Here is a 24,015-nt window from a genome sequence, read left to right as displayed (position 1 = left end):
TCACCTTTTATATATTTTTTTATACTTTGAATGGTTTTCCAGCACTCTTTCCACATATGCGCTGGTTTCAGGGTAAGGTATTGAATCTAGTCCGCCCTCTCCGTCGCTGTAGGCTTCTTCCGAAAGCCATTTTTTGACATTAGCCGGGCCTGCATTGTAGGCGGCAATGACAAGACTCTCATCTTCGAATTCTTCGCTCAGCCTGCTTATATACCAGCAACCCGCTTTTACATTTACATCGGGATCATAGAGGGATCCTTCTGAAAATTCCACCTCACTGCTTGCATGCTCGAAAGTTATATCCATTATCTGCATGAGCCCCTTGGCGCCGCTTGTCGAATTTGCATACGGAAAAAATTTACTTTCAGCCCTTATTATGGAGAACACAAGCAATGGATCTACCCCATACTCTCCGGCATACCTGTAAACCTGCTCCTCATAATGCATGGGGTACGCAAGCTTTGTAATGTTGTTTAAACTTAATGCAACGGCAGACAAAATGATTATTATTGTCAAAACCCTGGTGCACAGTCTTCTTCTGCCTGGTTTCAATTCCCGCCTACCTCCAAACTCTCCAAAAAATCATCTACACTGGCCTCAAGCTCATCTAGAGTTCCCGAATTATCTAAAATAAAATCAGCGAGCTTCTTTTTTTCTTCCTGGCTCATCTGATGCGCAAGCCTCATCTCAGCCTCTGCATGTGTTGCGCCGTCCCTGGCCATTATTCTATCTATCTGGATTTTGCTATCGCAAGTCACAAGCAGCACCAAATCCACCAGCTCGTCAAGGCCGGTTTCAAGGAGGAGCGGCGCATCAAGCACTATAATGGTCTCTCCCGCCGCCTCTAGCCTTGCTATGTGCCCTTTGATTTCATCTATTATTCTCGGATGCATTATGGCGTTTAGCTCTCTTAACATACCCTCGTTTGCAAAAACAATTGACGCCAGCTTCTTTCGGTCAAGACTCCCGTCATTGCTAATAACGCCTGGCCCGAACCTTTCTTCAAGCACCCCCAGCAAAGGGCTGCCCTTTTTTGCAAGACTCCTTGAAATATCGTCTGCATCCACGACTTTTATGCCTTTTCTTTTAAAAAAATCCGACACTGTGGTCTTTCCCGTTCCCATAGAGCCGGTTAGTCCGATTATTATCATATCGAGCACCTTCACGTTATTTTGTATCGTACCAGGACTTGCCGCTGCTAAGGTCAACATCTAGCGGCACACTGAGCTTCATGGCATTCTCCATTTCTTCCCTGAGTATCGCTTCCACCTTTGACTGCTCATTTTCATATGCTTCTACTATGAGTTCGTCATGCACCTGGAGTATGAGCTTTGAATTGAGGCCTTCCGCCTTTAGCCTCCTGAACACATTTACCATGGCAATCTTTATTACGTCTGCCGCGCTTCCCTGTATCGGGGTATTCATTGCCAGCCTTTTTCCCAAATTTTTTATGATGGCGTTGTTTGATTTCACTTCGGGAATGTACCTTCTCCTGTTGAGCAATGTGCTCACGTAGCCGTTCTCAAGAGCGTATTCCACTATACTCTCCATATACTGCTTGACTCCACTATACCTGCTCAGGTAGCTGTCTATATATGTCTTGGCTTCCTTCACAGGGATGTTCAGGTTCTTTGAAAGCCCAAAATCGCTTATCCCGTATATTATGCCAAAGTTCACGGCCTTGGCCGCATTTCTCATCGTCTTGTCAACCTCTTCTATTGGAACTCCAAAGACCTCAGATGCTGTTCTTGTGTGCACATCCTGTCCCTTCATAAAGGCGTCCTTAAGCTTTTCATCGTCGCATATGTGAGCCATTATCCTGAGCTCTATCTGAGAATAGTCCGCATCCGCAAACAGACATCCCTCCTTAGCCACAAACACCCTTCTTAGCTTCCTTCCAACCTCCAGCCTGACAGGAATGTTTTGCATGTTGGGCTCTGTGGAGGATATCCTTCCCGTGGTTGTTATTGTTTGGTTGAAGGTGGAGTGGACCCTTCCAGTCTTCCCGTTTACAATGCCCAAAAGGCCGTCCACATACGTGGACTTGAGCTTCACAAGCTGCCTGTATTCGGTTATAAGGTCTATTATTTCGTGCATGCCGCTGAGCTTTTCCAGCACCTGTGCATCGGTGGAATAACCTGTCTTTGTCTTTTTTACAACCGGCAGATTAAGCTTTTCAAAGAGTATAACTCCAAGCTGCTTTGGCGAATTTATGTTGAACTCCTCACCCGCAAACCTGTGTATATCCTCTTCCAGCTTTGCTATAGTAAGCGAAAACTCCTCCCTGAGCTGCATGAGTATATTCTGGTCTACCAGAATTCCCTCGTATTCCATGCTGCCAAGAACCTCCACAAGCGGCATTTCCACTTCGTAGAGCAGCCTCTCCATGCCGCATTCTACTATCTTTTTCTCCTGCAGTGGTTTGACCTGGGCGCACATGCTTAGTATGCCGCCTGTATACTCCCTAAGCTCTGCTTCATCGACAGCCTCTGCGCTCCTTAGAGTCTTGCCCTTGCCGAGAAGCTCCTCCTGCGATCTAAGCGTCCCGCTCAGGTATTTGCCTGCTATGCTTTCATGCGAGTAGTTCGAGCCGGCCGAATCTATAAGGTACTCGGCAACCTCAATGTCAAATGCCATGCCCTTTAGGTTTATGCCATAAGGCCTAAGCGCCACATACTCCTCCTTGAGGTTGTATCCGTATTTTTTGACTTCCTCCGATTCAAGCAATCCGCCTAGCCTTTCTATGAGCGCCTCGTCTCCCGTATGGTATACCTTCGAGCCGTCCGCTGTGAGTGAAAGCAATACAATATTTTTGTCGACTATGTTGCCTTTTTTTGAGATGCACTTGAAATACATGTGCCCCTGACCGCTTATCTGCTCTAAAAGAGCAGGCAGACTGTCCATATCCAACTTTAGATTCTCAGACTTGATTTCAGTTTCCGGCTGCTCTGTATGATGGCCGGCTCCGAGCTTTTTTATCAGGCTTGTGAACTCAAAGTCCGCAAACATCATGGACACCTCTTTAAAGTCGAAATCCTCAAGCAGCAAAGAGTCAAACTCTATTTCGATAGGCATGTGCGTAACTATTGTCGCCAGCCGCTTGCTGACCATGGCCATCTGGACATTCTCCTCAATCTTTTGCCTTATGCTTCCCTTCACTTCTTCAAGATTGTTCAGGAGGTTTTCCAGGCTGCCGAATTCCTTAACGAGCTTTATTCCCGTCTTTTCGCCTATTCCCGGCACTCCAGGAATATTGTCGGACTTGTCTCCCATTAGGCCCTTGAGGTCTATCAACTGCAGCGGCGCAAGACCGTAATCTGCAATTATCCTGTCTGCGTCATACTCCTCAAGCTCTGAAATTCCCTTTTTAGTTATGAGCACCCTTATCTTGTCGGATGTAAGCTGAAGCGCATCCTTGTCTCCCGTAACTATTAGGACTTCAAAACCCTCGGCCTCAGCCTCCTTGGAAACCGTGCCTATTATGTCGTCTGCCTCGAAGCCTTCCAGCTCGAGCCTGTGAATCTTCATGGCATCTATCAGGCGCTTGAGCGGTTCCATCTGCTCCCTGAGCTCGTTTGGCATGCCCTTCCTGTGCGCCTTGTAGTCGCCGTACTCCGTGTGCCTGAAAGTCGGCGCCTTGAGGTCGAATGCTACGCTTATATGCGTAGGCGCGTAGTTTTCAAGCAGCTTGAAGAGCATTGTTGTGAATCCATATATTGCATTTGTGTGGCGCCCGTCCTTTGTCATAAGCTCCGGCAAGGCATAGAACGCCCTGTTCACAAGGCTGTTTCCATCTATTATAACAAGTCTTTTGCTCATATTATCAGCTCCCGATATTTCTGTATTTAACAACTGCAATGCGTAAAAGCTCGATTCTATTATATAACAAAACAAGTGCAAGGTCTTAATCTATTTTCAAGATCAAGACCTTGCACTTTTAGAGTACAAATAACCTTTAGTCTAATAAGAATATTCCATCGAAACAATAGCTTTTATTGTAAGCTCGCCCTGTGATATCGCCGTTCCAGCATCTGCCGCTGATTTTTCCAGCATCATCACAGGATATGTGACAGGATAGCTTGCACTGACCTCGGTAACCTTGAGCGACTCCTTAACTGTAGTGCCAAGCCCTTGCGCTATGGCATCCGCCTTGGCCTTGCCGTTGGCAACAGCTTTTTTTAGGGCCTCCGCATAGTACTTGTCCTTTTCGAGCACCGAGAAAGCAACATTGCTCATGCCTGTAATTCCGTCCTCAACAGCCTTGTTGAGCACATCGCCCACCATCTGTATGTTCTCAACTTTTACTTCAAACGCGTTTACAAGCCTGTAGCCCTTGAACACCTGCTTGTTGGTTTGTGAATCGTAATCATAGTCTTTGAAGAAATTGTAGGAAGTAGTCTTTATGTTCGACTCCTTCACTCCAAGCTTTATGATATCCGCCTTGAACTTGTTGACTATCGCATTGTTCTCGTCGACAACCTTCCTGGCGTCCATGTTCACAGTGTCCACGCTGAAGGTTATGACCGCCTGGTTTGGAACAACGCTCACCTCGCCTTCGCCTGTGACGCCAATTGTTCTTGAACTGGTCCCTTCCTGTGCAAATGTGAAACTGCTCATCATAAGTACCGCCATAATTACAGTTGCTAAGATTCTTTTCATTGTCCTCTCCTCCTTGTTTTTTTAATGATTATATACACAATATAAGCCAGTGCAACATAAGGCACATACGCCACAATGAGTATCAGCAGATAAAGCGAATCTTCAAAGGCGCCTTTAAACTTCTCGACAAGGTAGTCCCACATCTTGTCCTTTTCGGAGTATATCCTCAGGCTGACCACAGAATAGGCTACGTCCTTGTCGTACCCCTGCAGATACGATGTGTTGAGCTCTATCTCCTGCCTTATCCTGAAGAGCTCCCTTTCAATCTCCAGCATGTCGCTTATCTGCATCGCCTTATCAAACAGCATCCGCAGCTGTTGCTCCTCGGCCTTGAGGTTTTCAATCCGGGTGGCAAGGTCCTTGTACTGCCTGCTTATGTCGGCCTCGCTCAGCGACTTCTCCTCAACCCTGCCCAGCTTTTCAAAGTATGCCAGAGCCGCGTCAAGCTCTCCTGATGGTATCCTTATGTTGGCATAAGCCTCGCTCGTGTTCTTGAAGTACTGGGAATTTTCAACATACCCACTCTTGCTGCGGGCGTAGAACACGGCCTTTGAGAGCGTCTCCTCTACATTTTCAGTCTTGATGCTCATATAGGCGTTTTTTATAACTTTGACGCCCTGCAAGTCTACTGAGGCTCCAGGTGTCATGGATGATGAGTCCTGCATTTCTCCCTTGTCCTGCTGCGCTATGCCCTGAGAGGCTTCATTCGAGCTTCCCAGACCGCTATCAATCTGGCTTCTTTGCCCTAGCAGCCCACCCGAGTTGAGCGCCGCTGCAATCACAAGGATCACTGCCAGCACCGCTGCAAAAATCCAAATGTCTCCGACCCTCTTTGCCATGGAATCTGCCATGCTTTTAAGCCTGTCCTTTCGCTTTTCCGGCTGCTCGCCTGGCATACCGCCCACCTCCTTTGTGCGCATTTACAAAACATCCATACAGTCTTTATACTCATGTAGACACACTTTCTATCAAAAAAGTTCCGAGAAGAATAAAAAAACATTGAAATACATGACGTTTTGTATTATTATATTTGTTGTGGCAAGTTTGTCGCATGCATGCCGAAGTGGTGGAATTGGCAGACGCGCCGGACTCAAAATCCGGAGAGGTAACACTCGTGCGGGTTCGACCCCCGCCTTCGGCACCAGTAGAATCAAGGTCTTTTGAGGCCTTGATTTTTTTATTTATACCCTTAAATTACGGCTTTGCAAACATTTTGCAAACATAGAAAAAAGCCAATGCAACCTGGCTTTTTACATACAGTTTAATTTTTCATGGTTTAAATTCATATTTGTAATTAAATATTTTTCGTTTCCTTTATATATAATCTTTTCTGGATTATCTTTAAAAAACACATAATTGCTGCCTTTGTTTAGTTTGGTCTGAAAACTACTCTTAAAAATAAATCCATCACGTTCGCTTGATTTCTTTATATACTCAGTTATATATTGCAATGGAATATATTCTAATGATTCATATTTCGAGATAGGCTTCTGAAATTCACTGATTAAAAATTTAGTAAACTCAATAAATTTTTCAGTGTATCTGAAGCCGTCTTTATAGTCTATCATTACCGAATTAAAATCAACACAACATGCCTTTTCCACTGTGAATTTAGCCACCGTTACTACATCATTAATACCAGGACGCACTTCATGTATGGCTGTGTTTGCATCTGTGGCTGTATATAAGTATGAAATTCCTTTTGGGTTGCATCGCCCATCGTCCTTAACTTTATCAAATGAAGGTGCGCGCATATCTAACTCTTTATTAAATGAACCTTTTCGCGCACGGTAAAAATCACAATTTATAACACTTACTTTGCTATTACAAATTAAATCATCTAAATCTTTTTTAAATGGAACTTTCGCAAAGAATCTGTTTTCGTTTATTACTTCGTTTTTAAAATAATCCCATTCTTCTTTGAAACTCACTGTATTTTACCCCCTTTTTTAAGTAAAGTATATGTCGCTTTCAGTATATATTATTTGACTCACATTTACAAAAAATAAAAAAGGGGCCTAAGCCCCTTCCTCTTCGTATCCCAATAGATTTCGTTTTCCCTCACTCTCGTCCGACAAATACATCTTGAGGTGCTCAACCGCGTCCTCTATCATGTTGTCAATTTCCGCTCTAGTGAAAAATACACGGACAATCCATGGCAGCACGTAGTAGATCCGCTCGACCACCATGGCATATTTCAGTTCGCCGGTTCCGCTGCCGAGTTCTTTTTCGGCTTTGACTACCAGGCTAAGTATTACTTTCCTGACAGTGTATTTTTTCCCTTTGCGCCATAATGTGGCTATGCAAAATAAGAATGCAAGCACGAACAGCAAATCTATCAAATGTAACTTCACAAACTCTACCATTTATTTACCCCCCTTATTCGCCCTGTAAATCATCGTTAAAACTTCTTCGCGTGTGCAATTTTCTCTCAAACGGCTGCCATCGGACACTTTTTTAGCTTTTGCCCACTCTATTGCATCCTTTGCAAATTCAGAAACTGTGATTTCAGCTTTTGACGCATTTGTAGGCTTTATGGCGTCATATCTAAGTTCGACAAGCTTTTTATCGACACCTTCTACAAACGCGTCCCATGTTTGAAGCAGTAGCCTCCGGTGTTTGTCAATTAAGTTGTCATAAATTATTGAAATATGTATTTGCTAAGAAAGCTTTTCTTCTTCCTCGCTTTTAGGGGACATTCGTTCGGGATTCAGCCAAACGCGTTCATCAAGCTCCCATTTGCGTGTACTGCCCGACCAGCGTTCAGGATGAGCTTTTTTAGCAGCTTCGTATACTTCTTTACGCTTTGAAAATACTGATTCTGACTGTCCATCATGTCTTTGTTTTGGGGTCAGGAAATTAAGCCCACTGTGTCTGTGTTCTTGATTGTACCATGTTACAAAATCCAATACCCATTCACGGGCAGCTATTATACTTGCAAAACCTTTGGTTGGAAATCCGGGCCTGTATTTGCAGGTTTTAAATACGGATTCAGCATAGGCGTTGTCATTGCTAACACGAGCTCTGCTTCTAGATGGAATTATTCCTAGCTGATACAGTGTTTCAAGCAGAGAAGCTCCCTTCATTGGGCTGCCATTATCAGAGTGCAAAACTAGCGGCACACCTGAAAGTGTTCGTCGTTCAGCCATAATGGCCCTGCGGACAAGAATACTGGCATTTTCAGCACTTTCAACAGGCCATACTTCCCATCCAACAATTTTCCGGCTGAAGAGATCTAGTATCATGTACAGGTAGTAATAGAACCCTTTAACATCAGCTGGAAGGTATGTTATGTCCCACATCCATACCTGGTTGGGCCCATCAGCGCTATGTGTTGAAATAGATCGGCTTGATGGTTTTTTAGCCTTGCCTCTGTGGTGTTGCATGTTGTGTTGTTTTAGTACGCGATACATGGTTGATTCTGATGCGATGTATAGGCCTTTGTCAGCAAGCCTTGGAACTATCTGGCTTGGCGGCAGGCTTTTGAATTCTGGCTGATTTACTGTTTCTATGACCTTTGCTTGCTCATCTTCAGTAAGCTTGTTATGGGGCGTGGGACGCTTTGCATGAGGTCTTTGGTCTTCGTTTGGGGTTATGTCGCTTCTCCACCTAAATAAAGTTCTGTGGCTAATTCCAATAACCTCACAGGCCTTGTGTTCTCTTGCTCCGTTTGCTGTTGCTTCTTCAATCAGTTCTATTGCTATAGCGCGATCTTGGGCACTGATCATTCGTCCTCGTTTTCCCCCCAGATCGCTCGGGCCTTTTTTCTAAGAACTATAAGCGCAGCAGTTTCAGCAAGGGCGGCTTCTTTTCTTTTGAGCTCTGATGTAAGCTTTTTAATTTCTTTATCTTTTTCCTTGTTGGAACGCTGCAGCTTTGCGGCTTCCTGCGCAACGCCTCCGTTAGCCTGCATACACGCATCACGCCAAGCTTGCACTTGTTCGACGAAAAGCCCTTTGCTTCGGCAATACTCTGCAAGCTCAATTTCGCTCAAGGCTGCGGTTTCAATAACCATGAGGAATTTGTCCTGAGTTGTCCATTTTTCGGATTCTTCTTCGCCGGCTGTAACTGCAAATCCGTTGGCACGAGCTTTACGCTTCCACATATGCAGTGTATTTTCCGATAAGCCGGTTTCTCTGGCAATCGAAGCTATTGTTTCGCTGTTTGGGGGCATCATTCTTTTTATAATAGATTCTTTAAATTCTTTACTATAGTGAGCCATAATCATCCTCCGTAAATTTAGTTATAACACTACTTTACATTTAAAAGATGTTTATGACAACTATGCTAACACATAGGGCCTCGGACAATTTTTACCACTCCAATATTTGTGAGTTTTGAGCCTGCCAGTCTCCCAGTCCCTATCAAAGAGCATTTTTGCTATTAGCTCAGTCGCATTTTCGATTACCTTGGCCTGATTTCCACTTTCGCATATTTCGATGCCGATTGACATTTTGTTTCCGCCAGAGTTCCCTGAGTGATATGCAACTTCATCGAGTGGTATTGCTTCGATAATTTCTTTTTCATCTACTACAATGTGAAAGGAAGCCGACCCAGTGTTATTGGGATTCGTCAGGTAGTTCCTCTCGTTTCTGGCGGTCGATTTCGGATTACCGGTATTATGAATGGTGATGTAAAGCGGGGACATTTTCGTCCCCGGCCTTTTAGATTTAGATTTTGGTATATGATCTATTATGTAGTTCATATTCAAACGCCTCCTACGGTAATCTAGTAGCTGCTGTTGTAGTGGCAACTGTCAATGTGGTTTTGATTTCATCGACAGCATCTTCTATAGAGTCTAACTTATCGAGTCTTGAGACCATATCAGCCATAATTTTCTGGTTGTTGTCGATTACTATTTGGTTATTATCAATAACTCGCTGTAGTCGCAATTCTCGCTCATTTGACGTCTTGAGTGTATGCCATAGTAAAACAACAAATAGTACAGCTGTAAGCCCTTGTTGAGTTGCCATTTCAAATATTTTTGACTCCATACTATGTACCCCTCCCCTATTTTTCTATAGTGACTTTCTGTGTTGTTTCGTCCCAACCAACTTTACATCCAAGAGCCTCAGCTACGAAGCGAATAGGCACCATGGTCCTGTCATTCAATATTAATGGAGGCGCATCAAGAGTTACCGTCTTGCTGTTGACCGTCGCCATTTGCTTTCCTATAGTCAGTTCGATTTTATTCGCATATACTTTTTCTGGCATCATCAATAACCCCCATCCGTTCTTCTCATCTTTTCCTGCTGTCCCTATGTCCCTGCTGTTTTCCGATATAAACTCCTTGAAGCCGTCCGGTGTGATGTTGTGCGACTCTTTGAGAAGTGCGGCCATCCCTGAAGGTATCTGCGTAGCTCCAGATGTGTGAGTGATAGGAACCATGTTGCCATATTTGTTTGGGCAATCCAGGCTTGTGTATCCAAGGAAGTCCAGCTTAGGGCCGTATGAACTGTAGCCTTCTGCTTCATTCCACTTAACATTATAAGCACCCACGACAAACCAGTATGGAGACAGCGCTGGCCATGCATCTATAGGGTCACCTTCATTGTCTGAGCTATCTATCATTATGCAGCCTTGGTCATAGAGAGTTTTCGAAAGCATTTCTTGCTCTGCACTCCATGTGCTTTTTCTGAGGCTGCAGCATACTACATCTGCCCTCCAGGCTATGCACTCTTTGAAAGCTTGCTCAAAGCTCATACCGCCTTTCATTACGTTGATTTCTCGGACCTCTGCATCAGGAGCTGCTTGCTTGATTAGCCATGCGCCATTATGATGTGCTCCGGCTTCAAAGCCAATGATGGCAACTTTTGTGCCTTTTCCTGTGATGCCTTGCTTATGCCATTTGCTGATGTTCAGTTTCTCAAGTACAATTCTTACATCCACAATTTCACCTCCAATAGAAAAGGAGCCTTTCGGCTCCCTGAGTTATTGTGCAATAGTATCCTCTAAAATATTGATTTCTGCTAGTATCTCGGTTTTCTCTGGTTCAGACAGCTTTGTATATTCATCGACTATGTCCTCCGCCACTCTGTTTTCTTGCTCCATCCTAGCTTTAATCGCATTCACAAATATAATCTTTTTCCATGCGGGCATTTTATCACCTCCTACATTCCGAGCATTTGCGCGATTGCGATTTCTGTTGCAGACTGCCTTGCTTTAAGCTCTGCCATTTGTTCGCTCAGCGGTTGCTGATACACGGGAGGAGTCTCCGGTGTGTCAGGGTCTTGGTATGAAAATTCTATAGCCTTGGTTTCTGGATTGACTCTGTATCCATTACATGACATAAAATCATTGACGTACTCACCATACTCTAATTCAATAACATCGAATGAATCTCTGTTCCTTGATGAAAGTGTCACATAGGATGTGACATCCTGATCTATCGTAGTTGAAATGACTGATCCTGTTCTCTCGCCCGTGTCGAGTATTATATTTCCCGTTGCCTTGTCGTAATATATTTTCCTCCCTATATGTTGCATTTTCGGCCTCCTTTTTTTATTCGACGGCGTACCAACTGAAAGTGGATCCACTTAGTGCCCACATCAAAGGCAATAAAAATCCGCTGGACGTTACATAGGCTGGCGCTGTCTTTCCTTTTGCTATGGCTGTTTTCTTGTCCGTGTATAAGCCGGACGCCGAATATCTTGCAAAAAAAGCTGAATTTGATACCGTTGCCCCCGACGCCCTGAAAACCGTGACATTTTCTTCCGAACTTCCAGAATCGGCAATTATGACTATTGTTGACGGTAAAAAGCTCAAACCTGTAACCTCAACATAATATGACGAATACGTTGCCGTTCCGTTTGTAAGTGTAAATTCGAGTAAACCAGATGAAACAGTACCCGTTCCTGACGCGAATTTCTTGTCTGTGTTTGTTCCTGTCAGCTTGGTCTTTGCATCTGTATTATAGAACGTATATCCGCTTTTTACTTGGGCGGCTGTCGCGTTCCCTGTCAGCGACAGCGTTCCCACAAGACCTGTGTCATCGTCGTTGCTGAAAATCTTTCCTGCTAGCACATCTCCAACGACAGCATCTCCTTCTGCGCTAGCTTTGATAAAAAAACAATCGCCTGCAGCGTTGTACCATACCGTAGCCGCTTTACCGGCAGTTAGTTTAGGAGCAGCTGTTGTACCAGGCTTATATAGAGGCTTTCCGTTTATTGTTGTTGCAACTCCATTATTGCTAGTGTTAATAATGAAATTTTTTGAAAATCCATCCACTAAGGAAAAGTCTGTAAGTATGATTGCCGTTGCTGTTCCACCGGCTGTTTGATATTTAGGCATATTTGCTATTAAATCATCATGATTCTTGAGCTCTTCGTCTATTGTGTCGAAGTTGCCATTGAGCGCCGTGATGTCCGGTGGGCTGTCAGTAAGATCTATTTTCTTCATAGCATAATTAGTTGTTGTCTGCATGTTATCCCTCCTTAGTCAGTCGCTTCAACAGTGATTACGTAGCTGTTGCCGACATTCACTGGGTTTGGTGCTATCGTAATGCTTGTGATTACAGGTGCAACAGTGTCGAGTACGATTGTCCTTGATACCTCTGTGTACTTTCCTGCAGCATCAGTAGCTCTTACTACTATGGCGTTTGTTCCTTCCGTCAGCGTTATGGCTTTGCTGAAGCTGCCATCGCCATTGACTGTCACGGCTCCCTGGTCAACTCCGCCTTTTTTCACCGTCACTGTCACCGGACTCGATGTTGCATCATTTGTGGTTCCAGCTATGCTGAAAGCAGCATTGTTGACATAGACTGTATCAGTTGCAGGGTTCGATATGTTGAGCGTTGGCGGTACTGTATCGACAGTGTACGACCTTGAAACCTGAGTTGCGGCGTTGCCGTCATTGTCCTGGACATTTAATGTTATCGTATGTGCTCCATCCGAAAGAGCTGTCTGAGGTGTATAGGTAACATCATAGCCACCTGAAACTGCTGTTATGCTCATCCCGGGGCTCGTATTTGTGAATGTTGTCGAGTCTATTTTCAGACTCAATGAGCTTATCTTGACGCCGGATCCATTAGCTTCGTCCCTGAGACTGAATACTATTGGCTGCTTGTTGTTTATTACATATGCACCTGAAGCTGGAGAACTTATCGAAATAGTAGGCTTTGTTACTTCTTTTACATAGAGCTTGCAGCTTGCTCCAAGTGTTGCGTCTGTATCGTCCTTTGTCGTTACGTTCCCGGCTAGGTCCTTGGCTTCCACTGTCACTGGATAGTAATGCCCTCCATTGACGTTGTAGCTTGTTATATTAGGTGCTGCTATAGTGCCTTCATACTTTCCTGTACTCACATTCTTGGTCAGCGTAGTCCAGGTTCCATTAATCAGCACTTTAATTGTATCAACGGCCATATTCTCCCTCCGTTTCTATATGGTTTTAATTGCGTTCCAGTCTTGCTTTGTGGTCTTGATTTCGTTCCAGTCGGCAAAACTGCTTTTTACATAAGCCCATGTGTTTTCAGTTACCTCTACTTCAACCTTTACGCTTTGCCCTACTGTGGCCACGTTTGGACTTAGCTGCACGTTAATTATTTTAATCATAGCTCACCTCTACTGCGGCGGGATGTAATTCTTCAGCTCGTTCCAATCCTGCATAGCATATATTGTATTCCAGCTTGCGTAGTTGCTTTTTACATCCTCCCATGTTGCAAAGTATTTCATGACAACAAGCGTCACATGAGCTGGCGTAAGAGGTTTCAAGATGCGCTGTATGTCAGCATACCTGTAGTCTATTTCACCATCAGGGCTGAATACTTTCACCTGCAGCAAGCTTGTGCCTCGTTGGGGATTCCCCGTCTCGGATTCTCCCCAGAATATAATTTCGCAGTCACTGCCTGTTATGGTGCGAACAATCTCTTTTATCAGAGCTTCGTTGAGCTTGTTCTCCTTCTTCGTAAGAGCCAGCAGGTAGAGCCTCCTTTGCTCTAGTGTGCCAATGCCCTTGAAACCCAAGAATGTTTCCAGCCTTGTGATGCGGTCTATACTTGCTGTCCGGATGAAAGCATCAAGAGCAATTTCTTTAATCCTGCCATATAGATTGTCCAACTCAATGTTTTCAGTGTCAAAAATAGATTTGAAGTTCGAAACATTCTGCAGGAAATTGGGCAAATATTTTATTAGATCAACTCTTCTTTCGACTTCATTAATGACATTAAGGTAAAGATAATATCTTGGGTCGCTGCTGTCGATATGCGTCTTGATACCGTTCTCGCTTATTTCAAGTAACATATTGTATAGCCCGCTGACATCCGGCGCGTTAAGCTCCTTGCTCCATGTTCCGTCGCCATTGTTGGTTAGATAATATGACTTTTCATTGACCGTATACTTGATATAATCAATCATCTAGCTCACCACCGTAAGACTTAAGCTATTGAGTACTGGGATCTCTTCGCCTACCAACGGAACATCAACAGTTCCTCCATTGACGGTGAAATTGCTAAGACTCGCTATGCTGGGTGCATCAATTACAGCTGAGGCCACTCTGATGTAGTTCACGCTATCCTTAACAAACGTTATGCTCGCAAAGTAATCACGTATGATGTCGGCTACACCCTCAGGCTCAGTGTATCCCTCAGTTAGAATTATATTGCCAACCACGTCAATGTTCTTGGCTGTCCCGCCTGTCACCGTAACCTTTGTGCCTATAGGAGCAACTCCATTACCAAGACCTGCACTGCCTGGGTCTAAGTAATTTTGAAACTCACTGACAAGTGATGCTTCAGCGACTTGGTACAAACGGTTTGTTATTGCCACTTTTACAGTGTTCCCGCCATTCCATAGTGGGAATACTTTTGCCACACCAATATTTTCATTGGCTTCGGCCCATGCTTTGTACTGCGCCACATTGCCATCCTGCGGAGGACTTGTTATCTTTTGTCTATGTCTTTCCCTTAGTTGGTCGTCTGTCTCTTCTTCGGCTCCTGGGATAAGCACTGACGTAAGCATTGCGCTTGTTAGCCCTTCAATATATTCAACTGGAGTGATGCTGCCAATATATGAATTGCCAATTTCCCCTGCATCTTCGCATTCAAGTTCGTATTCAAAGCCAGTTATATTCTTGAGCACTACGTATATATTATTACCACCGATAAATTTTGTACCTATCGTAACCGCAACATTGAACACGCCTTTTCTTACTGCCCTTTTGGCACTTTTTCTGAATGTACCATTTTGATAGCACAGCTCCGTCAAGGCATCTCCGGAAGCAGTATCCAACGCAAAGCTCCTGCTGACCGCTTCAAGCTCCAAATAAGCTTGTGCAAGCTCTACTGCTGCCGGAGCTATAGCATCGTATATAAGCGATCCCTCGCTTTTATTGATGGTATCAGGCACCCTGGCAAGCATTCTGTTTAATATGATTTCAACTGTTTCGTCTTCATACACTGATTTTCACCTCCCCATACACAGTATCAATTGCAGCTGTCACACTTAGCATGGCGTCCTGAAATGTTGCTTCGACATCTCTTATTGCAAGTATCCATGGATTGCTCATAAGACACTCTTGAAGATATCTTTTCGCTTCTGATTCGACAGCTCCTCTGGAATATGTTGAACCTATAAGATTTTCAAACTCATTCCCATAGCTCCAGCTGTAGATGATATGTCTATAACGCTTTGTGATTAAGGCTTTTTTAATCCAAACCTTCATGGCCTCGCTGCCTTCTAAAACTACCGGCTTGCCGTCTTGGTATATTAAGTCTCCATTTTCAAAATCAAATGCGTATTCCCTAAACATTTCAAGCTCTTGGGTTACTCCTTGCTCTGTTTCCAAGACATCAAGAAATGGAAATATATCAGCCATTTAAGCTCACCACCTTGCATAGGACAATATATGTCTGCCTGTCATGGGTAGGAATTACTGCAACAATATCGCCTTGCTGCAGGTCCGTCTTGTATGTTATTTCGCCACTACCATCATTTGCAAAGTCAATATCAACACTTTTAACTTCATATGTCTGTGGCTCTGACAGCTTAAGTGTTGCAGTTCCAGTATTGCTTGTTACACTTATTTTCTCAAGCCTTTTACTATATCCTTGTATCAAGTGTTCCGAGATGAGCAAATTATCCTTATCCACTTCAATGTCGTCCAGTTTAACCCTTATATCAAAAGGCTGCTCTGATGCAAAGGATATGATGCCAAGACGTATCGGAGGCGGATTGCCTTTCTCTGATTGCTCCCTAACCAGCGCCACTAGGCGCGAATATGGATTCTTGTCCAAGTTATCACTCCTTTGCATCCATAGTATTAATAAAATTAAGTGTGAGCTGCATGGTGTGTTGTCCTTCCTGGAATGTATGACTATCTGAGTCAATCCAGAAAAGCCCTGTAAGCCCTGTATAGGCTTCCTTAACCTTAACCCCATAACCTGCAATACAGCTTTCATCTCCAAGGCACTGCAGGCTTGCCTTTCGCTCCACGCCTTTGATTGAATTTTTAGCAGCAGCCACAGGATCCTTGCCTTGTTCTTTTTGCATTACATCTTGAATCATTCCATACGGCTTTATTAAGCTGTCGTCTGAATAATACTTCAGCGTATTTCCGTTTTCATCGGTAATCTGAAACTGGTTGACCATGCTCTCTATGGTTTCACTGTAGTTTGAATCCATTATGTTTACTGTTGAATCAAGGGTTGCATCAACGATGTTTTGCCCTTTCTCCATAACGTTAAACTTACCCTGCTGCATTATTGCAAAGTAAGCTTTTCCGTTTTTCCAAGCAGCCCTTGTATAGGCGCTCATTATTATGTCATACCCTGTTATTGCAGATGCTATGAAGTCAACAGGTACTCCAGTGCTTGCCAGACTTCCGGGTGTAACCCCCAGCATTGAGCATACCTGCTGCGTTATTGTCTCTGGCATTATCTTCTTGAAGTTCCTGGACATTTTTGATTTCGTCAGGTATATGAGATTGTCATAGGCAGTGACTTTCATTTCACTGCCATGATATGATTTTTCCTTGAAGAACACAGTCCCTCTGAAAAGCTCTTTTCCGCTATTGTCATAAAACCTTAACTTGTTTCCAAGCCCTATGTATACCTTAGGAATATACGGGTCTGTAGGGCTTACTACTATTCCAAATTCCAGCTTCCTTGCGACTTGGTTTATGTCCCCGCTCCATGTCATTGATGTGATGAGCTGCGTGATGTCATATTCTCCGCTTTGACTTGTCAGTATTAGCTTCATCTAGGGTATCACCAACTTCTGGCCAATCATAAGCTTTGATGGGTCCTTAATAGCATTCTTGTCGGCTATCTGTTTCCACTTTGAGCTGTCTCCGTATACTTTCTTGGATATTCCAATCAGCGTATCGCCTTTCTTCACGGTGTATTCAGTCACCTTCTCCTTTTCAGAAGGTCTTTCCTGGCTTGCTGATATTATTCCGGTGTTGCCTTCCTTGCTGCTGGCCACGTTTAAAAATCGGTATTCCTTCAGTTCAAGCGTGAAGTAGACATCTCCTGTGCCATCCTTTTCGCCATAGGAAAAGTTTTCTATGGCCATAGCATGGTTTATGTCAGTTCCGACTATGATAAGCCGTATGGGGTTTTTATTGTCGCGCCATCTTTTGATTATGTCTACGCATTCATATGGCTTCGGGAAGTTACTGAACTTGACAAAACTGTACTTCCTCGCAGGGAAAAATGATGATAGCGTTATACTATCAAGGCGTCTATTGCCAATAAGGTTGATTTCTCCTACCTCGTTGATGTCTACAGTCGTGTTCTTACTGCCAGTGCTTATTTCAAAGCTTTGAGGATTTACCGGAAGCCTCAGCTTCTCAGCTCCATTATTTTGGGACAACCAAAATTCCACGCTATCACCTCCTACACTGCATTGAAGCAGGCTTTTTCAAATTCCCGGATTAAAATATTTGCAAATTTGTACATGTCAGCCTCTTCTCTTATGACAACAGTATCTGCAATTTTATCTATAGTCAGGCTGATTTTGTTTTGCGTGAATTTGCTACCTTGAGATTGCTGCGATGCAGGAGTATATCCATTTGCAAAGCGCATGCTTTCCTTTGTTGGAAGAATTCTAGCGCCTCTTGGTATCTCAAGAAGCTCCGGGCCTTGCTCTCCAACCCACGAAAGACCGCCTTTAAAGTAGTTGCTGCCTTTTGCATTTCGCTCAACGCTTCTTGTGTTCTTCACCTTCGAGCTGCCAGAGCTTCCTTTGCCCTTGTCTGAGAATTTGTCACTCAGCCACTCCGCTCCATCGGCAAGCTTGCCTACTCCCCAGGCGACGCCCTTGAGCATTTCAGTAAATACATCGAGTATAGGTTTAATTATCTTCCATGCTGTTTTGATTATTCCGGACACAAGTGGAAAGGATGTTTTCGCGACATTATAAAGGAGCCTGAATCCGCCTGCAAGGATATCCATGTAAGGCCTTGCGACTTTGGCTCCTGTAGATATTGCAATCTTTATTCCGCTCCAGCTGGTTCCTAGAATGTTTTTGAGCGTTCCGCTTTCGCCTTTGAGCCATCCGAATTTTGCGCCTATCCACGATATGGCATCAGTGGCCACCCTCTTGGCTGCAGGCATGTTGCCCTGTATCCAACCGCCGAACATGCCCAGATATTTAGATGCAATGCCTATTCCATTGGCAACTCCTACTCCCATTTTCTGCATTGTCGGGCTGAAGCTGTCTATCAGTCCTATTGCATCTTTCATTGCAGGCTTAAGCTTCTCGAGCATCGCAAGCCCTGTGTCAGACATGTTTGACTTGAGCTTTCCGCTTATTGTGCTCATGAGGCCAGCGCCAGAGTCCGCAAGTTTTGCAGAACCGCCTTCGAACTGCGATTTTAGTGATTTATTGACTAGGCCTTCGAATCCGCCCATCTTGTCGGCATCTTCCTTGCTGACCTTGACGTTGAATTCCTTAAGTCTCTCGTACTCGCCATTCTTGGCATCGGCCAGAGCTTCCATTGCGTCTTGGACAGTTTTCCCCGGATTAAGTGCTGCCATGTCCTCTGCAACCTTGACAAGCTCCATGGCCTTATTCGTGTCGCCCTGGGTGAGTCCTACGGCTCTTGTACCTGCCTGGATTACCTCACCTGTTTCAAAAGGTGTAGCATTCGCATTTTCTCGCAGATTCTTGAGAAATTTGTCTGCAGACTTTTTATTGTCTCCTTTTGATTTTTCCTTATTGTTCACATCAATGAAGTGCTGCATTGATATCTGCTGCTGTTCCAGTTCCATGCCCGCTTTAAGAGCCACAGCTCCACCGGCAAGAGCAGCGCCTCCCGCTATTGATGCTCCTATAACAACAGGATGACTTGCGAGGTTCCCTAGCGACTTTTTAATTTTGCTTATTTGCTTCGATGCTTCATCCTTGACTTTTATGAGTGGAGCCACTGGTACTTTGAGTGCATTTTTTATTTCATTAGCGCTTTTTGTCAGGCTGTTTTTCTTGACTTTCGCCTTTGCTATTATTTCTATAGCCTTGTTTTTTTTGCCTTCCAGCTTCTCGGATACTTCTTTAATTTTCTTCATAGCATCAGAGTTGTTTACTCTCATGGTATGCTTTCTTTTGCTTACGCTTTCAAGTTTCTTTTGAGTCTGGGCCAACTCTTGCCGAAACTTGGAAGTCTCATTTCTAAGCCCTTTTACCGTTGCAGACATGTTGTCTCTAATCCCTATCCGCGCGGTGATTTCTTTGTCCTTTTTAGCCAAATCTGTTCCTCCTTTCTAATTCGAGGTCCATACTGGCATAGAAGAATGCCCTTTCACTCAATGGTCTATTGATAATTTTTTCTGGCAATATTCCTTTTTGAAGAAAGAGATGGAGAGTATATAGCTCCCCATCTCTTTCAATTAGTTTTTTACTTCTTCCACCACATCTTTAATGCTGTCTGAGTCATATCCGGATAGTTTGACTATTTCACCTGACAGAAAGTCTACTTCTCCAGGTAAAAAAATCATATCTACAATGTCTGCCGGGTTCTTGATTCCATACGCTTCATGCAGTTGAGTATCTTTTAGATTAGGCTCTACAATCCCCTCATATACAATATGTGCGTTGCCTTCGCCGTTTTCCATCTCGGTGCAGTCACTTATGAATGACCTGTCGAGAATCTTGATTGTCACCGTTCCATCAAGAGACTTTACGAACTTTTCAGCAGTCTTCTCTTTTGCTTCTTTGATTTGAGTTTTCTTTGATATCAGTTCACCAAGTGTCAGTTTTTTATTATTCATAACCATCCCTCCAATTATTTAATTTCACTCATCATTTCGACATCGCTGAACGTGCAGCCAAACGACCATTCCTCATTCATAACCTGCTTGCTTTCAAACACAGCTATAGGAAAATCATTGAACCATACATTGCCTATGCTCCAGCTTTCTTCCTGCTTACCTATTGCATCAGGATCGTCCACTTTTACAAAGAGATCGAATCTTATATCCTCGCCTTTTTTCCAAGCATCTACAATATCCTTCTTGTATCTTGAAAATATTTTCTTGAACTCCAAAGAACCCTCGCACTTTATAGCTGTCAGCTTGGAGTCGATATCCATTCCTACAACGACATCCTCTCTTTCGCCGCTTGCCTTAAGGTCAAACTTATTTATTTCCGCAATCAGGTTCTTATTCCACCATAGCTTTCCGTGACTACCAGATAGCTGATTTTTACCTCTGAATGCTCCTGCCATCTATATCGCCTCCTATATTACAAGCATCGAGAAGTCTAGGTCTTCCATCGCATCAAGCGGGCTTGCGCTTGCCTTGATGAATACCTTGCTTCCGGTATTGTATTTAAGTATCTCTTGCTCGCTCATATTGCTTGTGTCTACGCCCAATGACATCAAGTAGAGTTTCTGGGCTTCAAAGTCTATCTCTGCTTTTATTGGGAAATCAGAATCAAGCACTTCCTCCCGCTGGAGAGTCTTTAGGTAGGCCAAAACTGATGAAACGAACATCTGCTTGTTGGTATACTTGTTATTCACCTTGCCAACATACTCATCATTGAATGTGATTCTTATGTCGTCTCGCATAAGATCTATAGCCTCTACTATTCTAATTTTCTTAAACTTTGCAGATTTTGTAGGGCTTGTTGTTGTAAGTGAGTTGACACCTCTTCCTATCTTGATTTTCTCGGTGTCATTGATTAGTATAAGCTCTCCGGCGTCAATGTCTGCATCCGGATCAGCGTGCTCTGTTATGCTTTCAACTTCATCTAGCACGTAGTATGTTGCGCTTTGTGTAAATGGCAATCCAGCAAGTATGCCAGCTATCCTGCAGCAGTATTCTGACGTTGTATACATCTTGCTGCCAACCTTGATATCGTCAGTAGTAAAGTTGACTATGCCTTCGCTGTCTGACGCTATATTTGGAAGCACAGCTTTGAAACTCTTGTTATAAGTAGTCCTCTGAGCTTTTATCCAAGTGGCTATAGCAGCTGCATCTGCATTCTGAAGCTGTGGTATGGCGAGGTAGTTCCAAGCCTTGTTTTTAAGCTTTGCCAGACCTTCATTGTAATCTAAAGCGTCAGTCGCCACCTTCTGCACTATGACCTTGTAAGGCATTCCAAGGAAAGTTTTCTCAATATAGTCCTTTACGCCAGCAGTCCAGTCTTGAGCATTTATTTCCGATATGTCTTTGTAGACTATATTGTCTATCAATGCATTGGTGCTATCTTTTACAATCAATGCGACTATGCCGCGTTCACTTCTTTTTACTGCCGTTGCCGCAAGTGTTTGAAAAGCAATGTTAATTACCGGCAATCCCATTATATTACCTCCTCATTGATATTAAGCTCTTCCATGTATTCGCTTTGTTCATCATCTGTATAAGCAGAATCACAAAGCCTGTAGTAAATCTTCACTTGAAGAACTTCGTCTATGATTTCAACCTCGATGTCGTCAGCTGTTAAAATCCTGTCCTCGGCTTCAAGTGGCTTTTCAAATAGCTCCGTCAATGTATCGCCCATTTCTAGGCAATCGATGTTGGTATAGCTTTGCGGAAAGTAGTGGATGTTCACATAGAAATTTCTTACCAAAATGTATTCACTATCTCTATTTGTTCCATATGGTATGAGCTGCACAAAAAAGGCGGGACGCTTGAAGCCCTCTCTTACCTCCTGGGCCACAACATCAACTCCCGCCACATTGGCTTTCAGCCTATCAACTATAGCTTTCTTAAGGCTTGTTGTTTTCATCATAGCAGCATCTCTCCCATTATCCTGTCTAACATGCCTCTAAGATGCTTAGGAAGTTCCTCTTCCAACTCCTTAGCTGATATCTCAAGCATGTGAATCCCTTCTACAAAGCCACCGTTTTTTGTCATATGGCCGTTTTCGATTAGATGCGCATGATGTGCTACATTCTTAAGTTCAATATAGAACTCATCGCCTCTTCTTTTGACCTTGCCAAGCTTCCATTTATTTATAAGCTTTTTAGATTTTTTTGTTTGTCTTTCCCCTATGGGTGTCCTCTCTTTTGCTCTGGCCAGCAGTTTTTCACCAACACGCTGCAACTCCTTTTCAAGTTCCTTTGGAGCTTTCTTTTTTACAGTTCTGAGAAGGCTTTTTTCAAATTCATCGAGTCCGTCTATCCTAAATTCCGTCGTAGCCATTGTCTTCATCCCTTTCCACACAGAATATTGAAAGCGTTTTGTTTTGTTCGCCAGCGTTTATTATGCCCACGATGTCGAATATCCTACCTTTGAAGGTGATTCTGTTTGAGCTTGTGATTCCAGCTTTGTGCCTTATTAGAATCTTGTGGCTCACCTCAGTCTCTGTCTTGCCTAGCCTTTCGATATCTCTTGCAGATGCGGGTTCCACCCTTGCCCATAGCGAGTAGTCGTCCTGGTATCCAACTGTTTTCTCGCCTATTTCATTTTCAGCTGCGGAGTGCTTTTGGATTGTTATCCGGTGTCTTAATATGCCAGGATTCATATGATATCGCCTCCGCAATACTTCAACTGGGCCATGATACTTGAAAGCGAAAACTCCATATTCTTGGATATGCTGCCTACGACTACAGCGTTTCTGTTTTCATACCAGTGTGTTACCAGTAGCTTGACGGCAATGCTGTATAGATCATTCGTGTAGTCCTTTGCTATTCCAGCGTTTTCAAGATACTTTTCAGCGGCTATTTGAATACTTCCAAGCAAAGCATCTTCCTCAGTGCCGTCTACTCTGAGGTAATTCTTAAGTTCTTCCAGTGTCATTTAATCACCCTCCCCCGTTAAGGGAGGAGCTTAGCATTAAGCTCCTGCTACTGTTGTTATTTCGCCATACACATACGCACCAGCGTCAGCCACAAGGACATCGAATCTTTCGATGCATCTTACGAACGTCTGGTTCTTTGTGAATCCGGCTTCTGTAGATGTCACCATCTCATACACTCCTCTGTCAACGAACTTCACCGCTTCTGTAAGAGCTCCGAATATTATTGGCGCCTTCTTAGTTGTTGTTCCTGTAGTCGGAAGCTCAGCATTCGAGAATACGTAAACCGGCTTGCCCATGAATTTTTTTACAGTCGGGTTCGTAGGATCCGGCTGAAGTATAGGTCTTCCGCTTGTCGCATCCAGCTCGCTGTCTAGGTAATCAAAGCCGTCTTGGTTTGTTATGATTATTGCGTTTTCGGCTATGAGTGGGTCTAGGCCTATGTTGATTGATTTCTTAAGTGCTTTGTAGTCAGCTATGGCAGTTGCAGAAACTCCAGCCTTTAGAGCTGCGAATATTTTGGTGTTCTCAGTTCTTACCGCCTTCCTTGCGAACCAGCCTCCTACATAACCAACAAGGTCTGCCTGCTCGTCCTGAAGCAGCACATTCGATATTGGAAGCACCGCGCCGTAGTTCTTGACCGCATATGTTTTTGACGCGAACTTAGGCTGTGATGAGGAATCCAGATCAGTTCCGCTTTCATCAAAGTCAACCAGATCAGTCAAGGTTGAAAGGTCTTCATATACGAGCGTGCCACTCTTTGTGCTAGTCGGGTATATTCCAACAAGGTCTTTGGCTGATTTATATTGTCTCTTCAATTCGTTTATCCTTGTTGTTATATCCTTGGGTACTAGGTAGCCTCCATCGGCGTCAGTTGACGTTACGAGAGCATCTAGTATTTCGGGTGTTGCTTTACCTCTTAGGGCAGCCATGAATGCTTTTACTTCGTCCATCTTTTGTGCATCGTCGTTTATTCCTGGTATTTGCTTTTTCTCATCTTCGAATAGCTGGAGCTTAATCTCGAATTCTCTTTCCATGTCCTTTACTTCTGAGGCAACTTTCTCTGCTTCATCGAGCTTCTTTTCATTTACAAGCTGCAGACCAGATTCTTTCTTTGCGTTTATCCTTGCAAGCAGCTCTCTTAGTTCTTTATTCATTGCTTTATTCCTCCTCGGTTTTTTAA

30 protein-coding genes, 1 tRNA gene and 1 pseudogene are annotated in these 24,015 nt (G+C 43.8%); 1 reads left to right on the top strand and 31 read right to left on the bottom strand.

All coding sequences use genetic code 11. The annotated features are described in order from the left end of the window. The 5 genes from EAL2_RS05680 to EAL2_RS05660 all read right to left on the bottom strand — a co-directional run bounded on the left by EAL2_RS05680 (window position 1) and on the right by EAL2_RS05660 (window position 5,579). Window positions 1-552 (bottom strand): lytic transglycosylase domain-containing protein, encoded by a 552-nt coding sequence (locus EAL2_RS05680; protein ID WP_025435438.1) that lies wholly within the window; start codon window positions 550-552, stop codon window positions 1-3. Continuing rightward, window positions 549-1,166 carry a dephospho-CoA kinase gene (gene coaE, locus EAL2_RS05675; protein ID WP_207641135.1) on the bottom strand — a complete coding sequence of 206 codons (618 nt, stop codon included), beginning with the start codon at window positions 1,164-1,166 and terminating at the stop codon, window positions 549-551. The genes EAL2_RS05680 and coaE overlap by 4 nt, the downstream gene beginning before the upstream one ends. A gap of 1 nt (window position 1,167) precedes the next feature. Continuing rightward, window positions 1,168-3,819, bottom strand: a complete 2,652-nt coding sequence (gene polA / locus EAL2_RS05670) for a DNA polymerase I (protein ID WP_025435436.1) — start codon at window positions 3,817-3,819, stop codon at window positions 1,168-1,170. 141 nt (window positions 3,820-3,960) lie between these two features. Beyond that, complete coding sequence (locus tag EAL2_RS05665; RefSeq protein WP_025435435.1) at window positions 3,961-4,659, bottom strand: SIMPL domain-containing protein; 699 nt, start codon at window positions 4,657-4,659, stop codon at window positions 3,961-3,963. Further along, window positions 4,656-5,579 carry a DUF4349 domain-containing protein gene (locus EAL2_RS05660; protein WP_084480963.1) on the bottom strand — a complete coding sequence of 308 codons (924 nt, stop codon included), beginning with the start codon at window positions 5,577-5,579 and terminating at the stop codon, window positions 4,656-4,658. The genes EAL2_RS05665 and EAL2_RS05660 overlap by 4 nt, the downstream gene beginning before the upstream one ends. Window positions 5,580-5,716: 137 nt before the next feature. Between EAL2_RS05660 and EAL2_RS05655 the strand changes: the two genes are divergently transcribed. Continuing rightward, window positions 5,717-5,803, top strand: a tRNA-Leu gene (locus tag EAL2_RS05655). Window positions 5,804-5,909: 106 nt separating this feature from the next. On the opposite strand, the gene EAL2_RS05650 is transcribed toward EAL2_RS05655, so the two are convergent. The 26 genes and pseudogenes from EAL2_RS05650 to EAL2_RS05530 form a co-directional block, all read right to left on the bottom strand. Further along, on the bottom strand, window positions 5,910-6,590 hold the full coding sequence (locus tag EAL2_RS05650; RefSeq protein WP_025435433.1) for an RES family NAD+ phosphorylase: 681 nt from the start codon (window positions 6,588-6,590) through the stop codon (window positions 5,910-5,912). Between the two features lie 87 nt (window positions 6,591-6,677). Further along, the gene (locus EAL2_RS05645; RefSeq protein WP_025435432.1) at window positions 6,678-7,025 is read right to left on the bottom strand and encodes a hypothetical protein; all 348 of its coding nucleotides are present in this window, start codon (window positions 7,023-7,025) and stop codon (window positions 6,678-6,680) included. A gap of 294 nt (window positions 7,026-7,319) precedes the next feature. Further along, window positions 7,320-8,881, bottom strand: a pseudogene (locus EAL2_RS05640) (IS3 family transposase). 60 nt (window positions 8,882-8,941) lie between these two features. Beyond that, complete coding sequence (locus EAL2_RS05630; protein WP_025435429.1) at window positions 8,942-9,364, bottom strand: peptidoglycan recognition protein family protein; 423 nt, start codon at window positions 9,362-9,364, stop codon at window positions 8,942-8,944. Between the two features lie 13 nt (window positions 9,365-9,377). After that, the gene (locus EAL2_RS05625; protein WP_025435428.1) at window positions 9,378-9,653 is read right to left on the bottom strand and encodes a BhlA/UviB family holin-like peptide; all 276 of its coding nucleotides are present in this window, start codon (window positions 9,651-9,653) and stop codon (window positions 9,378-9,380) included. Between the two features lie 16 nt (window positions 9,654-9,669). Then, window positions 9,670-10,548, bottom strand: coding sequence for a stalk domain-containing protein (locus EAL2_RS15710; RefSeq protein ID WP_025435427.1), 879 nt, complete (start codon window positions 10,546-10,548; stop codon window positions 9,670-9,672). Between the two features lie 42 nt (window positions 10,549-10,590). Continuing rightward, window positions 10,591-10,758, bottom strand: coding sequence for a hypothetical protein (locus EAL2_RS15485; RefSeq protein WP_158408898.1), 168 nt, complete (start codon window positions 10,756-10,758; stop codon window positions 10,591-10,593). Between the two features lie 11 nt (window positions 10,759-10,769). After that, window positions 10,770-11,144: a hypothetical protein gene (locus EAL2_RS05615; RefSeq protein WP_025435426.1), complete on the bottom strand. Its 375-nt coding sequence runs from the start codon at window positions 11,142-11,144 to the stop codon at window positions 10,770-10,772. Window positions 11,145-11,160: 16 nt separating this feature from the next. Beyond that, complete coding sequence (locus EAL2_RS05610) at window positions 11,161-12,081, bottom strand: hypothetical protein (RefSeq protein WP_025435425.1); 921 nt, start codon at window positions 12,079-12,081, stop codon at window positions 11,161-11,163. An 11-nt stretch (window positions 12,082-12,092) separates the two neighbouring features. Beyond that, entirely contained in the window at window positions 12,093-13,019 is a 927-nt protein-coding gene (locus EAL2_RS05605; protein ID WP_025435424.1) for an Ig-like domain-containing protein, read from the bottom strand. 15 nt (window positions 13,020-13,034) lie between these two features. Then, on the bottom strand, window positions 13,035-13,208 hold the full coding sequence (locus EAL2_RS15480) for a hypothetical protein (protein WP_158408897.1): 174 nt from the start codon (window positions 13,206-13,208) through the stop codon (window positions 13,035-13,037). 9 nt (window positions 13,209-13,217) lie between these two features. After that, window positions 13,218-14,009 carry a putative phage tail protein gene (locus EAL2_RS05600; RefSeq protein ID WP_025435423.1) on the bottom strand — a complete coding sequence of 264 codons (792 nt, stop codon included), beginning with the start codon at window positions 14,007-14,009 and terminating at the stop codon, window positions 13,218-13,220. Further along, complete coding sequence (locus EAL2_RS05595; protein WP_025435422.1) at window positions 14,010-15,050, bottom strand: baseplate J/gp47 family protein; 1,041 nt, start codon at window positions 15,048-15,050, stop codon at window positions 14,010-14,012. Beyond that, on the bottom strand, window positions 15,043-15,468 hold the full coding sequence (locus EAL2_RS05590) for a DUF2634 domain-containing protein (RefSeq protein ID WP_025435421.1): 426 nt from the start codon (window positions 15,466-15,468) through the stop codon (window positions 15,043-15,045). Before EAL2_RS05590 ends, EAL2_RS05595 begins: the two co-directional genes overlap by 8 nt. Next, complete coding sequence (locus EAL2_RS05585; protein ID WP_025435420.1) at window positions 15,461-15,886, bottom strand: DUF2577 family protein; 426 nt, start codon at window positions 15,884-15,886, stop codon at window positions 15,461-15,463. The genes EAL2_RS05590 and EAL2_RS05585 overlap by 8 nt, the downstream gene beginning before the upstream one ends. 4 nt (window positions 15,887-15,890) lie before the next feature. Next, window positions 15,891-16,850 (bottom strand): XkdQ/YqbQ family protein, encoded by a 960-nt coding sequence (locus EAL2_RS15475; protein WP_025435419.1) that lies wholly within the window; start codon window positions 16,848-16,850, stop codon window positions 15,891-15,893. After that, window positions 16,851-17,477: a LysM peptidoglycan-binding domain-containing protein gene (locus EAL2_RS05575; protein ID WP_025435418.1), complete on the bottom strand. Its 627-nt coding sequence runs from the start codon at window positions 17,475-17,477 to the stop codon at window positions 16,851-16,853. It abuts the gene before it with no gap. 11 nt (window positions 17,478-17,488) lie between these two features. Next, entirely contained in the window at window positions 17,489-19,339 is a 1,851-nt protein-coding gene (locus EAL2_RS14765; protein ID WP_025435417.1) for a hypothetical protein, read from the bottom strand. Between the two features lie 141 nt (window positions 19,340-19,480). Further along, window positions 19,481-19,861, bottom strand: a complete 381-nt coding sequence (locus tag EAL2_RS05565) for a phage tail assembly chaperone (RefSeq protein WP_025435416.1) — start codon at window positions 19,859-19,861, stop codon at window positions 19,481-19,483. A gap of 14 nt (window positions 19,862-19,875) precedes the next feature. Beyond that, entirely contained in the window at window positions 19,876-20,316 is a 441-nt protein-coding gene (locus EAL2_RS05560; protein ID WP_025435415.1) for a phage tail tube protein, read from the bottom strand. A 12-nt stretch (window positions 20,317-20,328) separates the two neighbouring features. Beyond that, complete coding sequence (locus EAL2_RS05555) at window positions 20,329-21,393, bottom strand: phage tail sheath C-terminal domain-containing protein (RefSeq protein ID WP_025435414.1); 1,065 nt, start codon at window positions 21,391-21,393, stop codon at window positions 20,329-20,331. Then, window positions 21,393-21,824, bottom strand: a complete 432-nt coding sequence (locus EAL2_RS05550) for a phage tail terminator family protein (RefSeq protein ID WP_025435413.1) — start codon at window positions 21,822-21,824, stop codon at window positions 21,393-21,395. The genes EAL2_RS05555 and EAL2_RS05550 overlap by 1 nt, the downstream gene beginning before the upstream one ends. Then, the gene (locus EAL2_RS05545) at window positions 21,821-22,237 is read right to left on the bottom strand and encodes an HK97 gp10 family phage protein (protein WP_025435412.1); all 417 of its coding nucleotides are present in this window, start codon (window positions 22,235-22,237) and stop codon (window positions 21,821-21,823) included. Before EAL2_RS05545 ends, EAL2_RS05550 begins: the two co-directional genes overlap by 4 nt. After that, on the bottom strand, window positions 22,218-22,559 hold the full coding sequence (locus EAL2_RS05540) for a phage head closure protein (RefSeq protein WP_025435411.1): 342 nt from the start codon (window positions 22,557-22,559) through the stop codon (window positions 22,218-22,220). The genes EAL2_RS05545 and EAL2_RS05540 overlap by 20 nt, the downstream gene beginning before the upstream one ends. Then, window positions 22,556-22,834: a head-tail connector protein gene (locus EAL2_RS05535; RefSeq protein WP_025435410.1), complete on the bottom strand. Its 279-nt coding sequence runs from the start codon at window positions 22,832-22,834 to the stop codon at window positions 22,556-22,558. Before EAL2_RS05535 ends, EAL2_RS05540 begins: the two co-directional genes overlap by 4 nt. A 36-nt stretch (window positions 22,835-22,870) precedes the next feature. Continuing rightward, on the bottom strand, window positions 22,871-23,989 hold the full coding sequence (locus tag EAL2_RS05530; RefSeq protein WP_025435409.1) for a phage major capsid protein: 1,119 nt from the start codon (window positions 23,987-23,989) through the stop codon (window positions 22,871-22,873). Window positions 23,990-24,015 lie beyond the last annotated feature (26 nt).

The sequence above is a fragment of the Peptoclostridium acidaminophilum DSM 3953 genome (genome assembly GCF_000597865.1).
GTDB lineage: Bacteria > Bacillota > Clostridia > Peptostreptococcales > Peptostreptococcaceae > Peptoclostridium_A > Peptoclostridium_A acidaminophilum.
The sequence above is the reverse complement of the archived record's forward strand: the minus strand, read 5'-3'. Positions and strand labels throughout refer to the sequence as shown.